General features: G+C 51.6%; 2 protein-coding genes. Both read left to right on the forward strand.

Annotated elements, in window-relative coordinates; all coding sequences use genetic code 11:
- A partial coding sequence (locus AR442_RS18085) for a non-ribosomal peptide synthetase (RefSeq protein WP_060557618.1) occupies nt 1-5521 on the forward strand: 5521 nt, incomplete at its 5' end.
- A gap of 25 nt (nt 5522-5546) precedes the next feature.
- On the forward strand, nt 5547-16322 hold the full coding sequence (locus AR442_RS18090) for a non-ribosomal peptide synthetase (protein WP_014418071.1): 10776 nt from the start codon (nt 5547-5549) through the stop codon (nt 16320-16322).
- Nucleotides 16323-16334: the final 12 nt, after the last annotated feature.

Consider the following 16334-nt stretch of genomic DNA (forward strand, 5'->3'; position numbering starts at 1 on the left):
CGCGCTGGAAACAGAGCCTGAGGAAACAAGAACACGCCTCGGCAGAACACTGACACGCGTGTTTGCCGGAGGGGAAGCTCTTTCCCCGCTTACGGCTGCCCGGTTTGCCGATCTGTTGCCGGAGACCATGCTTATTCACGGCTACGGACCGACAGAAGCGACGGTTGATGCGGCGTTTTACGTCTGTGACCGAAAACGGGACAGCGGACGGACAAGGCTTCCGATCGGAAAACCCGTTCCTGGTGCCCGTCTGTATGTATTAGATAGCGGAGGAACCATCCAGCCTGCGGGTGTGGCAGGAGAGCTTTACATCGCAGGGACAGGGGTGGCCCGGGGCTATCTGAACCGGCCTGAGCTGACGGAGGAGCGTTTTCTCGATGATCCGTTTTATCCGGGCGAGCGCATGTATCAGACGGGCGATATCGCACGCTGGACAGAAGATGGCCTTGTCGAATGGCTCGGCCGTTCAGACGGACAAGTGAAAGTCCGAGGCTACCGGATTGAACCGGGGGAAATCGAAGCGGCGATCCGGCGCATCGACGGCATTCGTGAGGCGGCAGTCACCGCCCGGACCGAACACGGCGAAACCGCGCTTTACGCTTATATCGAAGGACGGGAAAGCGATGACGTGCGGGCGGAGCTTGCGACACGCCTTCCGGCCTACATGATGCCGGCTCAGTTCATAGAGATGAGCGAATGGCCGGTCACGCCGAGCGGAAAGCTTGACCGCCGCGCACTGCCGGCTCCCGGCGGAGCGGCAGACAGACGGGCGTACACCGCCCCGCGGAACGTCACGGAAATGAAGCTTTGCGCCCTCTGGGAAGAGGTGCTGAAAAACGGCCCCGTCGGCATCCGGGATCACTTTTTTGAGCGGGGCGGCCATTCGTTAAAAGCGACGGCTCTCGTCTCCCGCATCGCCAAAGAATTCGGTGTTCAGGTGCCGTTACAGGACATCTTCGCCCGGCCGACGGTGGAAGAGCTCGCTTCGGTTATTCAGGACTTGGAAGAGAGCCCGTATGAAGCGATTCAGCCTGCGCAAAAACAGGACACCTACCCGGTGTCTTCGGCGCAGAAACGGATGTATGTGCTCCAACAGCTTGAAGACGGCGGTGTCGGCTACAATATGCCGGCTGTGCTGGAACTGACGGGCCCGCTTGACCGCGGCCGGCTGGAGGAGACGTTCCGGCAGCTTGTGGAGCGGCATGAGTCGCTCAGAACGTCCTTTGAAACGGGGCCTGACGGCGAACCGGTGCAGCGCATCCATGACAGCGTGCCGTTTCAGCTGGATGAGGCCGAGTCAGCTGACGCATTCGTCCGGCCGTTTTGTCTGGAGGAAGCGCCGCTCTTCCGTGCGGCCCTCGTGAAAGAATCGGATGAACGTCATCTTTTATTAACGGATATGCATCATATTATTTCTGACGGTGTGTCCGTCAACACCTTGATTAAAGAATTCGGCGAGCTGTACGCAGGCCGTTCGCTTGCGCCGATGCGCCTTCAATATAAAGACTATGCCGTCTGGCAGCGGTCGTTTCAGGAGAAGGAAGGATTTCAGAAGCAGGAAGCCTACTGGCTGAAGCGGCTTGAAGGCGAGCTTCCGGTGCTTGAGCTTCCGGCTGACAAGCCCCGTCCGGCTGTCAGAAGCTTTGCGGGCGGCAGCGTATCATGCACGCTTGACGCTGAAACCGCATCCGGCCTTCACCGCATCGCCCGGGATCACGGCTCCACTTTGTATATGGTGCTTCTCGCCGCGTACAATACGTTACTCGCGCGATTGAGCGGGCAGGAAGACATCATCGTCGGCTCGCCGATTGCCGGGCGTCCGCACAAAGACCTTGAACCGATTCTCGGCATGTTCGTCAACACGCTGGCCATCAGAACGGAGCCGAAAGGAGACAAACGGTTTACCGATTACTTGGCGGAAGTCCGCCAGGCGGCGCTTGAGGCGTATGAGCATCAGGACTACCCGTTTGAGGAGCTTGTGGAGCGGCTCGGCGTGCAGCGGGACATGAGCCGCAATCCGCTGTTTGACGTTATGTTTGTGCTCCAAAATATGGAGCGTGAATCCCTGGGGTTAAATAAGCTGCATTTGGCTCAAGCTGCGGATACAAGTCATAAAACCGCAAAGTTTGATGCCACGCTTTACGCGTCAGAAGGGTCTGACGGTTCCATCAGCTTTGATTTTGAATTCAATACAGATATCTATCAAAAACAGACAATTGAAAAATGGCTTTCTTATTTTACCCGTATTCTTACAAAAGTAATTGAAAACCAAGCGATACCGCTTGGTGACATTCACGTACTGGATGATGCTGAAACAAATCGCGTCATTTATCAGTTTAATCAGACGAAAAGCGATTACCCAAGACACGAAACCATCAGCCGTTTATTTGAGCGGCAGGCAAAAGAAACCCCCGATGCCCGGGCAGTTGTATATGATGGACAAATCTTGACATACCGTGAGCTGAACGAACGGGCTAACAGAATAGCGGCGGCTCTCCGATCAAATGGCGTCGGTCCGGAAAGCGTTGTCGCCTTATTAACCGGCCGCACAACAGAGCTTGCTTCCGGAATCCTCGGAATATTAAAAGCGGGAGGCGCCTACTTGCCTATCGGTGACGATGTGCCGCGGGAACGGGCTGAATGGATGCTTAAAGACTGTAAAGCTGATATTCTTCTCCAATCTGATAAACTTGACGGTCTGCCGCTTTCAGGAAAACGTTTATTCATAGAGGATATTCAAACAAAGGCCGGCTTGAGTTCGGAAAATCCCGAACCGCTCGGCGGACCTGAATCATTGGCCTACATGATTTATACGTCCGGGTCAACAGGTGCGCCAAAAGGCGTCATGATTGAACAGCGAAGCGTGATCCGCCTTGTGAAAAACAGCAATTATATTGATTTTACGCCGAAAGACAGACTGTTGTTTACTTCATCATTAGGATTTGACGTTACGACATTTGAAATATTCGGTCCGCTTTTAAACGGCGCTTCTTTATATGTAAGTGACCAGGAAACCTATCTCGACTCTGATGTTCTGGAAACATTTATACAGCAAAACGGCATTACGACACTGTGGCTGACATCGTCTCTGTTCAACCATTTATCAGAACAAAATAAAGACGTGTTTTCCGGATTATCCCGATTGATTATCGGCGGGGAAGCACTGTCCCCGAGCCATGTAAACCGGGTTCGGAATGCGCTGCCGCATCTCTCAGTATGGAATGGATACGGACCGACTGAAAACACGACGTTCTCGACTTGCTTTTTGATTGAACAATCATACGATCATTCAATCCCGATCGGGCGCCCTGTCGGAAATTCAACCGCATATATCATAAACGGCAGGGGAACACCGCAGCCGATCGGCGTCATCGGCGAATTATGCACTGGCGGAGACGGTGTGGCAAGAGGATATTTCGGCCGCCCTGAGCTGACGGAAGAAAAATTTGTCCCCAATCCTTTTGTTCCCGGAGAACGGATGTACCGCACCGGAGATTTAGCCCGCTGGCTGCCGGACGGAACGATCGAATATGCCGGACGGATGGATGATCAAGTGAAAATCCGCGGTTATCGGGTCGAGCTGGGAGAGATTGAAGCCGCACTGAGGAGCCTGGACGGTGTGAAAGAAGCTGCCGTGTCAGTCAGAACCGGGCAGTCCGGCAATAAAGAACTGATCGCATATATGAGTCTGCAGGCGGACATGGATACAGAAAAAGTGCGTTCTTCACTGTCTAAGCAACTGCCGAATTACATGGTTCCGGCCTATATGATGGAACTTGAGAAGCTGCCGCTTACGCCGAACGGTAAATTGGATCGGAAAAATCTGCCCGAACCGGAGCTCGCGCTTCAAACCGCGTACACAGCTCCCCGCAATGAGCTTGAAGAACAGCTTTCCGTGATCTGGCAGGAAGTGCTCGGCACAAAACAAGTCGGGATTGAGGACTCATTTTTTGAGTTGGGCGGCGATTCAATCAAAGCGCTGCAAGTTTCCGCACGGCTCGGACGCTATGGGCGGAAAATGACGGCAAGCGACTTATTCCGGCATCCGTCCATTAAGGAGCTCGCGCCACTTATCCGGAAAGCGGAAAGAGTCATCGATCAGCGGCCGGTGGAAGGAGACATACCTTGGACACCCGTTCAGCACTGGTTTTTATCACAGCGGATGGAAAACAGAAATCATTTCAATCAGTCCGTCATGATGTTCAGCTCTGACGCATTGCATAAACAGCCGCTCAAAGAAGCCTTGGAGCATCTTGTCATTCATCATGATGCACTCCGGATCACCGTCAGTGCAGAAAACGAAAGTTTCAGACAAATCAATCACGGTATTCAAAAAGACGAACTGTACACCTTGGACATTTGGGATATGTCTGGGACAGATACTTGGGAAAGAGAAATAGAAACTGAAGTGGCTGCGCTCCAACAGCGGATGGATATTGAAAAAGGCCCGTTATTAAAAGCCGGCTGGTTCAAAACCCGGTCCGGAGATTATTTATTCATCACCGTACATCACCTGGCGGTTGACGGAGTGTCATGGCGTATTTTGCTGGAGGATTTATCTGCCGCTTACACTCAAGCTGTAAAAGGTCAGCCGGTCCAGCTTCCGCCAAAGACCGATTCGTTTAAGCAATACGCTGAAAGGCTTTCAGAATACGCAAAAAGCAGCAAGCTGATGCGTGAAGAGGAATATTGGCGTTTTATTGAAGAAGAAACAGCCGCCGAACTTCCTTATGAAAAACCGCAGCATCAGACGGGAGCCGACAGCATTCGGCAAACGGTAAGCTTTACGCTTACAGAAGAAGAAACGTCCGTTTTGCTTCAGCAGGTCAACCGGGCCTACCATACCGATACGCAAGATATTCTTCTGACTGCCGCAGCTTTGGCTTTACGGGACTGGACAGGGGGCGGCAGACTGCGCATCGCGATGGAAGGGCACGGGAGAGAGCACATCATGCCGGAGCTCGACATCAGCCGCACCGTAGGCTGGTTTACCTCCATGTATCCGGTGCTCATTGACTTGAACACAGCAGGCGCTGAGCTTGGAACGGCGGTAAAAACGGTCAAAGACACACTCGGAAGAATACCGGATAAAGGAATAGGCTACGGCATTTTAAAATACATGACACCGCCTGAACAAAAAACAATCCGCTTCAGACAAGCGCCTGAAATCAGCTTTAACTATTTAGGGCAATTCAATGATACAGAAGATCAGCACACGTTCAGTCTGTCCGGTCTTGCAAGCGGGCACGACATCACGCCGACATGGCAGCGGGAACAAGCGGTGGAAATGAGCGCGATGGCCGCACAAAACAAACTTCACTTCAGTTTGAGCTATCCGCCGAGCCGCTTCCGCAAAGAAACGATGGAACAGCTGCTGCAAACTTTACAGCAATATTTGCGTGATATTATGGCGCACTGCACCGGCAAAGAGGAAGCAGAAAAAACCGTTAGTGATTTTAGCAGCAAAACGTTAACATCTGATGATTTGGACAGCATAGCGAGTTTTGTCGAGGAACTGTAGAAAAAGGCGACGGGGAGATTATAACATGACAAAAAAGAATGCAATTCAGGATATTTATCCGCTGTCTTATATGCAGGAAGGAATGCTTTTTCATTCCCTCCTGCAAAAGGAATCACAGGCTTACGCCGAGCAGGCCTCCTTTTCAATAACGGGGAAGGTTGACACCCGCGTGTTTGAAGAGAGCGTTCATGCCCTTTTCGAAAGACATGATATTTTCAGAACGATCTTTATCAGCCAGAACGTGTCAGTGCCGCAGCAGGTCGTATTAAAAGAGCGGAACGTCAGCATCATTGAGGAAAATCTCACCAATTTAAACAAGGCTGATCAAATCAAGCATATTGAAGAAGCCAAACGAAGAGACCGTAAGAAAGGGTTTCATCTGCAAAAAGACATGCTGATGCGGGTGACGCTGCTTCAAACCGGTGAATGTGAATATACGTGCATATGGAGTTTCCATCACATCATTATGGATGGCTGGTGTCTCGGAATCGTGCTGAAAGAGTTCTTCCAGATATACGCCTCGCGGCTCCGCCGGACACCGTTAACGCTTGAGCCCGCTGTGCCGTACGGGACCTACATCAAGTGGCTGATGGAGCAAGATAAAGAAAAAGCCGCTTCGTACTGGGAGCGGTACCTTGAAGGCTTTGAGCAGCAGACTGTTCTGCCGAAGCAGAAAAAATCCGGCGAAAGCAGACAAGAGGAAGTGACGTTTTCCTTTTCAAAAGAGGACACGGCTAAGCTGAAAGAGCTGGCCGTAAAAGAAGAGGTCACGCTGAGCACCATTTTCCACACGCTCTGGGGCATTTTGCTTCAGGCGTATAACCAGACAGAAGATGCGGTTTTTGGTTCTGTCATTTCCGGAAGGCCGTCTGAAATCGAAGGCATCGAGCGAATGATCGGCCTGTTTATTAATACCGTGCCTGTCCGGATCAGCGGGGCAAACATCCCGTTTCAAAAGCTGATCAAAAATGTGCAAAAGGATGCTTTGAAAGGACAGGCATACAGCTATCATCCGCTTTATGACATACAGGCGAATTCACAGGTAAAACAAGGCTTAATTGACCACATTCTTGTCTTTGAGAATTATCCGGTTGAACAGGAGCTTGATGTGCTGAACAGCAAGGGGGACACGAAAGACCTTTTTCACATCCATGATTTCAGCATGGAAGACGAAACCAACTACAGTTTTTACCTGATGGTGGCGCCGGGTGACGAGATTCACTTGAAAATGAGATACGATTCAAGCGTGTATGACCGCCAATTTATTGAAAATATCAAAGGCCATTTGGCACACATCGTCTCCCAAGTTCTCGACAAACCGGACATCACGCCGGACAAGCTTGAAATCATCACTCCAGGGGAAAAAGTGCAGCTGCTTGCGCCGATTTCTGAAGAGACCGAAAAGCCTGAATATGACACGGTTCATGCAATGTTTGAACGGCAGGCCGCAAAAACGCCGGATCAAATCGCGATTCGGTATGAAGGTGAGTCAGTGACGTACAAAGAGCTGAACGAATCGGCTAATAAGCTGGCACGCCTGCTGAAAAAACGCGGTTTAAAGCGGGAGGAGCCGGTAGGCGTCATGCTCGGCCGTTCCCCTTCTTTAGCGGCGGCTGTTCTCGGTATTTTAAAAGCGGGCGGCGCCTTTGTCCCGATAGATCCGGGCAGTCCAAAGGAGCGTATCCGATATGTCATTGAAAACAGCGGCTGCGTCCATGTTGTAACAGAGCGGCATCAGTCAGTCCCCGCGGAACAAACGCTGCAAGTTACATACATAGAAGAGGCCGGGACGGAAGCGGACGGAAGCAATGTGCAATCCATTAATACGGCGGACGACCTCCTTTATATGATTTATACATCCGGTACGACAGGGAAACCGAAGGGCGTGCTGCTCGAACATAAAAATATGGCCAACCTGCTTTCTCACCAATTGACGAACACAGACATTGATTTTTGCACAAATGTGCTGCAGTACGCATCTTTGGCGTTTGACGTCTGCTATCAGGAGTTATTTTCAGTACTCTTGAGCGGCGGCACCCTCTGTATCGTGCCGGAATCAATCAAACGGGATGTTTCTCAGCTGTTTTCGTTTATTGATCAGCACAACACGGAAGTGGTGTTTTTCCCGACTGCGTTTGTCAAGATGCTTTTCAATGAAGAAGGTTATGCACAGTCTTTTCCCCGCTGTGTGAAGCATGTCATTACGGCCGGGGAGCAGCTGACCGTTTCGCGTTTGTTCAGGCAGACGCTCCGTTTACACGGTATGCATCTGCATAATCATTACGGCCCGTCAGAAACTCATGTGGTTTCAACGTATACGATTTCTGCAGGAGATGACATACCTGAACATCCGCCGATCGGGAAACCGATCCATCATAACAAGATGTATATTCTCAGCAAAAACAGGCAGCTTCAGCCTCTCGGAATTGCGGGAGAATTGTATATTTCCGGAGCGAATACAGGAAGAGGCTATGTGAACAATCCGGCGCTGACCGAAGAGAAATTTTTGCCCGATCCGTTCAGAACGGACGCCGTCATGTACCGGACCGGAGATTTGGCAAGACTGCGTGCGGACGGCCAAATTGAATACATCGGCCGGACAGATGATCAAGTGAAGATCAGAGGGTACCGGATTGAACCGAAGGAAATTGAAACCGTCCTGGCAAATCATCATGCCGTGAAAGAAGCTGCCGTTCTGATTCAAACGAATGAGTCGGGCGAAAATGAATTATGCGCTTACTGCAGCGTCTCACAAGCGACTGATCCTTCTCAGCTGCGAAGAGATTTGGCTAAAGAGCTGCCTGATTATATGATTCCGGTCAAATGGGCTTTTGTTGACGCGATTCCGCTTACTGCGAACGGAAAAGTCGATCAGCGGGCCCTTCCGGAAGCTTCGGCGTACGCAACGGGCCGTCGATATACAGCTCCCCGGAATGTGACCGAGCTGAAGCTTACCCGCATATGGGAAGAAGTGCTTCAAACCGGTCCGATCGGCGTTCACGATCACTTTTTCGAGCTTGGCGGCCATTCATTAAAGGCGACGGCACTCGTTGCAAAAATAGCTAAAGAGTGCAGTGTGCAAATCCCGCTGAGCGATGTCTTCAGCCATCCGACTGTAGAAGAACTCGCCAAAATCATCAGTGAAGCAGAAGAGAACCCGTTCGCATCCATAGAAAAGACAGAAACGAAAGAAACATATCCTGTCTCATCCGCCCAAAAACGGATGTATGTCCTTCACCAGCTTGAAAATGGCGGTGTCAGCTATAACATTCCAGCCGTTTTAGAGGTGAAGGGGCCATTTGACCGAGACAGGATGGAAGCCGTGTTCAAGGAATTGATCCGGCGGCATGAACCGCTCAGAACGTCCTTTGAAGAAAAAAACGGCCTGTCCGTGCAGAGAATTCATGACGAAGTGCCGTTTGCATTTACAAAAGAACAATCAGCCGAAGCGTTTATCCGGCCGTTCGATCTCGGCAAAGCGCCCCTTTTCCGGGCGGGATTTGTCCAAATAGAAAAAGACCGGCATCTGCTTTTAGCTGACATGCATCATATTATTTCAGACGGCGTATCCGTCAATCTTTTGATACGTGAATTCAGTGAGCTGTATGCTGAGAGAAGTCTGCCGCCGTTACGGATTCAATACAAAGATTATGCCGTCTGGCAGCAATCATTTATGGCGGGCGCCGCATATCGGAAACAAGAGGAGTACTGGCTGAACCGGCTTGCCGGGGAGATTCCCGTGCTTGAATTGCCGGCTGATAAGCCGCGTCCCCCGGTGCGGAGCTTTTCCGGTGACCGGGTGTCATTTGTCATCAGCGAAAAACATACAGCACAGTTGAAAAAGCTGGCGAAAGAAAACAAATGCACACTGTATATGACGCTGCTCGGTGTGTACACGGTTCTGTTAGCCCGTTTAAGCGGACAGGAAGATATGATTGTCGGGTCTCCGATTGCCGGAAGGCCTCATGCCGACCTTGACGTCGTTCTGGGCATGTTTGTCAATACGCTTGCTTTCAGGACGCGTCCCGACGGAAGCATGACATTCAAAGAATATTTAAAGGAAGTTCGCCAAACAGCGCTTGAGGCTTACGAACATCAGGATTACCCGTTAGAAGAGCTCGTCGATAAGCTCGGTGTGCCGCGGGACATGTCCCGAAATCCGCTGTTTGACACAACATTTGCGCTGCAAAATATGGAACAGCAGAAGCTTAGGGCAGCCGGACTTGAACTGCAGCCGGCAGACGTCAGCCTGCCGATTTCTAAATTTGACTTATCGCTGTACATCTCTGAAAACGCCGGTGAATTGTACTGCCAGTTTGAATACAGCACCGATTTGTTTAAGAGAAAAACGATTCAAAAATGGGCCGAATTTTTTACGACACTTGCCGAAAACGCCGCGGCTGATCCGGGCTTGGAATTAGACGATATTTCTGTTTTGACAGAAATAGAAGAAGCGTCTCTGCTTCAAGATTTCAGCCCCTTGCAGAAAACAGCGTTTCCGCTTCATCAGTCTCTTCATGATCTGCTGGAACAGCAGGCGGAAAAAACGCCGGACCGTCCGGCGATTTTAACTGATGACATTTCGATTACGTATCAAGAGCTGAACGAAAGAGCGAATGAGCTTGCGCACCGGCTGATTAAGCGGGGGATAAGGCTGGAGGATAAAACTGCCATTATGGGCCGGCGTTCTCCTGATATGCTGATCGGCATTTACGCTGTCTTAAAAGCAGGCGGTGCATATCTGCCGATTGATCCGGATTACCCGAAAGAGCGGATTCGCTTTTTACTGAAAGACAGCGGCGTGAAATTCTTACTGGCAGAACCAGAACTTTTGGCTGCAGATCTTTTTGAGGGAGAAATGATCTCTCTGAAAAGCGGACAAACAGGAAACCCTGAAGCTGCGGCCAACCCCAATGTTCCGGTAAAACCTGATTCATTGGCTTATATCATCTATACATCCGGTTCTACGGGACGCCCAAAAGGCGTGCAGGTTGAACATCAGTCAGCCGTAAACTTTTTATACTCACTGCAAACGCGTTATGGATTAAGTGATTCTGACATCATTTTGCATAAAACATCATACTCTTTCGACGCTTCGATTTGGGAGCTGTTTTGGTGGCCGATCGCGGGAGCTTCTGTTTTCCTCCTTCCGCAAGGAGGCGAAAAGGACCCTGAAATGATACTGAACGCATTGGAGAATAACCGCATAACAGCGGCCCATTTTGTGCCATCCATGCTTCATGCTTTCTTGGAATATATAAATTCCAGAAAACAGCCGATTAAAAAGACCTGCTTAAAAAGGGTTTTTGCCGGCGGCGAACAATTGGGCCCGCACCTGGCTTCCCGTTTTTATGACCTTCTGCCGGGAACGGAATTGACAAATTCCTACGGTCCGACGGAAGCGACAGTAGAAGCGGCGTACTTTGATTTGCCGCAAGGAAAAGAATTTCACAATGTTCCGATCGGCATTTCCGGACATAACATGCGGCTGTATATTTTAAATCAAAAGAAACAGCTTCTGCCGCCGGGCTGTATCGGAGAGCTGTACATCGCGGGGACAGGGGTGGCCCGGGGCTATCTGAACCGGCCTGAGCTGACGGAGGAGCGTTTTCTCGATGATCCGTTTTATCCGGGAGAACGCATGTATCAGACAGGCGATATCGCACGCTGGACAGAAGACGGCCTTGTTGAATGGCTCGGCCGTTCAGACGGACAGGTGAAAGTCCGCGGCTACCGGATCGAACCGGGGGAGATTGAAGCGGCGATCCGGCGCATCGACGGCATTCGTGAGGCGGCGGTCACCGCCCGGACCGAACACGGCGAAACCGCGCTTTACGCCTATATCGAAGGACGGGAAAGCGATGACGTGCGGGCGGAGCTTGCGACACGCCTTCCGGCCTACATGATGCCGGCTCAGTTTATAGAGATGAGCGAATGGCCGGTCACGCCGAGCGGAAAGCTTGACCGCCGCGCACTGCCGGCTCCCGGCGGAGCGGCAGACAGACGGGCGTACACCGCCCCGCGGAACGTCACGGAAATGAAGCTTTGCGCCCTCTGGGAAGAGGTGCTGAAAAACGGCCCCGTCGGCATCCGGGATCACTTTTTTGAGCGGGGCGGCCATTCGTTAAAAGCGACGGCTCTCGTCTCCCGCATCGCCAAAGAGTTCGGTGTTCAGGTGCCGTTACAGGACATCTTCGCCCGGCCGACGGTGGAAGAGCTCGCTTCGGTTATTCAGGACTTGGAAGAGAGCCCGTATGAAGCGATTCAGCCTGCGCAAAAACAGGACACCTACCCGGTGTCTTCGGCGCAGAAACGGATGTATGTGCTCCAACAGCTTGAAGACGGCGGTGTCGGCTACAATATGCCGGCTGTGCTGGAACTGACGGGCCCGCTTGACCGCGGCCGGCTGGAGGAGACGTTCCGGCAGCTTGTTGAGCGGCATGAGTCGCTCAGAACGTCCTTTGAAACGGGGCCTGACGGCGAACCGGTGCAGCGCATCCATGACAGCGTACCGTTTCAGCTGGATGAGGCCGAGTCAGCTGACGCATTCGTCCGGCCGTTTTGTCTGGAGGAAGCGCCGCTCTTCCGTGCGGCCCTCGTGAAAGAATCGGATGAACGTCATCTTTTATTAACGGATATGCATCATATTATTTCTGACGGTGTGTCCGTCAACACCTTGATAAAAGAATTCGGCGAGCTGTACGCAGGCCGTTCGCTTGCGCCGATGCGCCTTCAATATAAAGACTATGCCGTCTGGCAGCGGTCGTTTCAGGAGAAGGAAGGATATCAGGAGAAGGAAGCCTATTGGCTGAAGCGGCTTGAAGGCGAGCTTCCGGTGCTTGAGCTCCCAGCTGACAAGCCCCGACCGGCTGTCAGAAGCTTTGCGGGCGGCAGTGTATCGTGCACGCTTGACGCCGAAACGGCATCCGGCCTTCACCGCATCGCCCGGGATCACGGCTCCACTTTGTATATGGTGCTTCTCGCCGCGTACAATACGTTACTCGCGCGCCTGAGCGGGCAGGAAGACATCATCGTCGGCTCGCCGATTGCCGGGCGTCCGCACAAAGACCTTGAACCGATTCTCGGCATGTTCGTCAACACGCTGGCCATCAGAACGGAGCCGAAAGGAGACAAACGGTTCACCGATTACTTGGCGGAAGTCCGCCAGGCGGCGCTTGAAGCGTATGAGCATCAGGACTACCCGTTTGAAGAGCTTGTGGAACGGCTCGGCGTGCAGCGGGACACAAGCCGCAATCCGCTGTTTGACGCCATGCTTGTCGTTCAGAATATGGAGCATGAGGAACTGCTGTTGGACGGTTTGCATATTCAGAATGCGGACGTGTCCCGTCCGGTTTCCAAATTTGATGTCACTTTGCAGGCTTCTGAAGGCGGGGGACAGATTCATTTTCTGTTTGAATATGCGGCGTCATTATTCCGGAAAGAAACGATGCAGCGCTGGGCTTCCCACTTTATGACGATGCTTGAACACATTGTCCGTGAACCGGAAACTTCTATACAAGCGATCAGCATGCTGACTGCTCCGGAACGGAACCGGATTCTTTCGGACTTTAACGGCATGGCGGATCAACAGCTGCCTGAAAAAACAGTTCATGAACTGTTCATCACCCAGGCGCGAAAAACACCGGATGCGGCAGCCCTTATCAGCGGGGAAACTTTAATCACATATAAAGAATTAGATGAATGGTCGAATAAAATCGCCAGAGCTCTGCAAAAACGGCAGATCGGACCGGATGCCGCCGTCGGCATTGTGATACCAAGATCACCGGAACAAGTCGCGGCAGTCTTCGGGGTTTGGAAAGCCGGGGGCGCCTACGTCCCGATAGATCCTGAATATCCGGAGGAACGCAAGCAATATATCATCTCAGACAGCGGCACAGCGCTTCTCCTTACCGTACACGGCGCAATAGATCAAGTGCCTGATCATTTTAAAGGTGAAGTGCTCGCACTGGAGGATATCCAAGAACAAGACGCATCACCGGTTCAGTCATTATCAGCACCGGAAGATTTGGCTTACATCATTTACACGTCCGGGACGACAGGCAGGCCGAAAGGGGTTATGGTCGAACATCGTTCCGTCAGCCAAACCCTTCAATGGCGGAGCGGATTTTATGATCTGAATGAGAAAGATACGATTCTTCAGCTCTTTTCATTTTCATTTGACGGTTTTGTAACAAGTATGTTCACACCGCTGATTTCCGGTGCGAAAGCGGCCGTTTTAGCCGAAGATGAAGCAAGAGATATTCTTGCTATTAAACACTATCTTGCATCTTACCGCATCACTCACATGATCATTGTACCCGTGCTGTATCGCACACTGCTTGACGTACTGGAGCCGGGTGATGCCGAGTCTCTCCGGATTGTCACATTAGCGGGAGAAGCCGTCGACCAAAACGTTATCAGCCGCAGTTTATCAGTTTGTCCACACACTGAGCTTGCCAATGAGTACGGCCCGACGGAAAACAGCGTCGCCACTACAGCGGCAAGACATATAGAACAAAGTGAGAACATCACGATCGGCCGTCCGATTGAGCATTCACACGTTTATATTTTAAACGGAGATCACCCGCAGCCGATCGGCGTAACGGGAGAACTTTGCATCTCGGGTTCCGCCCTTGCAAGAGGGTACCGCAATCTTCCTAAGCAAACGGCTCAAGCCTTTGTCCAAGACCCGTTCCGGAAGAACCGGCGCATGTACCGCACGGGCGACCTGGCAAAATGGCTGCCGGACGGCACGCTGCAATATATCGGCCGAATGGACGAGCAAGTCAAAATCAGAGGCTACCGGGTGGAACTGAAAGAAATTGAATCCGCCTTAACAGGCATAAAAGGTGTCAAAGAAGCAGCCGTCACCGCTCTGCCCGCATCAGCAGGCCAAACGGAACTATGCGCTTATATCGTGACAGAAGAAGGAACGGAAAGTGAAACCGTGCAGCAGGCGCTCAGAAATGAAATGCCCGCTTATATGGTGCCGGCGTTCTTTGAAACACTTGAAGCCCTGCCTGTCACACCGAACGGGAAGCTTGACCGCCGCGCGCTTCCTGAGCCGCGGAAAAAAGCGCACACCGGACGGGCATTTACCGAGCCTGAAAGCGACATGGAAAAAGAGCTTTCCGCGATTTGGAGCGAAGTGCTCGGGACTGAAAACATTGCCGCGGATCAATCATTTTTTGAACTGGGCGGCGATTCCATCAAAGCCCTGCAAGTATCAGCCCGATTACATCAGGCAGGAAAACAAATCGCCGTAAAAGATATTTTCAGCCGGCCGACAATTAGAGAGCTGGCGCCTTATGTCCGTACAGAGCGGCAGCCGGTCAGCCAAGCTCCTGCAGAAGGAGAAGTGAAGTGGTCGCCGGTCCACAAATGGTTCTTCACACAAGACATGAAGGAAGCAAACCATTTTAACCAGTCCGTCATGCTGACGAGAACAAATTCAATAAATGAAGAGGCCCTGAGGAAAACGTTAAAAGCCATTACCGTTCATCATGATTCCTTGCGCCTTGTCTGCAAAAAAGACGAAGAGAAAGGTCTTCTCCTCTTCAACAGACCGGCTGACCTCGCAGATGAGCAGCTTTACAGCCTGACCATTTTAGAAACGGAAGGCGATGAGCATGAGAAGGAACGTTTTGTAAAACGCCGCGTCGCAGAGCTTCAGAGAAACATGGATTTGGAGAACGGGCCGCTTGTACAGGCGGGGCTGTTCCGCTCCGAAGCAGAAGATTACTTGTTTCTGACGGTCCATCATCTCGCTGTCGACGGGATATCATGGCGGATTTTATTGGAAGACTTGGCTTCTGCTTATGAGCAGGCCGTCTCTGGACAGGAAATCAAACTCCCTCCGAAAACCATGTCATTCAAAACATATACGGAGCAGCTGGCCGATTATGCCGAAAGCAGACAGCTTCTTCAGCAGGCGGAGTATTGGCGGGAGATTGAACACTATGAAACAGAAAGTCTTCCTTACGAGCAGGCAGATTTATCTCAAACTCCTGCAAAAAAACGGAACACGGTATCCTTCACTCTGACAGAAAGTGAAACGGACGCCCTGTTGAAAGATGTGCACAGCGCCTACAATACGGATACGCAAGATGTGCTTTTGGCTTCCGCCGTGCTTGCCGTTCAAAAGTGGTCGCCGCGGCACGCTTTGAAAATCGCCCTTGAAGGACACGGACGCCAATCGGAGCAGGCAGGTGCGGACATCAGCAGGACGGTGGGGTGGTTCACTTCCATTTACCCGGTGCTTTTCCGGAGCGGAGTTTATGAACCTCATGAAGAATATGAAATTCGCACATTGAAAACCGTCAAAGACACATTGCGGCGCATTCCGGATAAAGGGAACGGATACGGCGTCCTCAAATATTTAACACCGCCGAAGCTTGCCGGGATGACTTTCGGGAAAGCACCGGAGATCAGCTTTAATTATCTCGGACAATTCGATGCGCCCGGCGGGAATCCGGCAGAAACGGAACAGCCTGACGCGTTTCAGTTTTCTCCTTTGGGAGGCGGAGATGATGTGACAGATACATGGAAACGGGAGCAGTCACTTGAAATCAGCGCGATTGCGGCAAAAGGCCGGATGACCGTCAGCATTTCCTATGAAACGGAGCGCTTCCGGCAAGATACGATCGAACGGCTGTCCGAAAGCTGCCGGTATTATCTCCTGAAACTGTCGGAACACTGCCTCAGCAAAACCGATACGGAGAAGACCGTCAGTGACTTTGATGATCGGGAGCTGACTGAGGAAGCCTTGCAGGATATTGCCGACTTACTCAGCTTCCACTAAACCGAGCGGGAG

This window comes from Bacillus velezensis (assembly GCF_001461825.1).
GTDB classification, from domain to species: Bacteria; Bacillota; Bacilli; order Bacillales; family Bacillaceae; genus Bacillus; species Bacillus velezensis.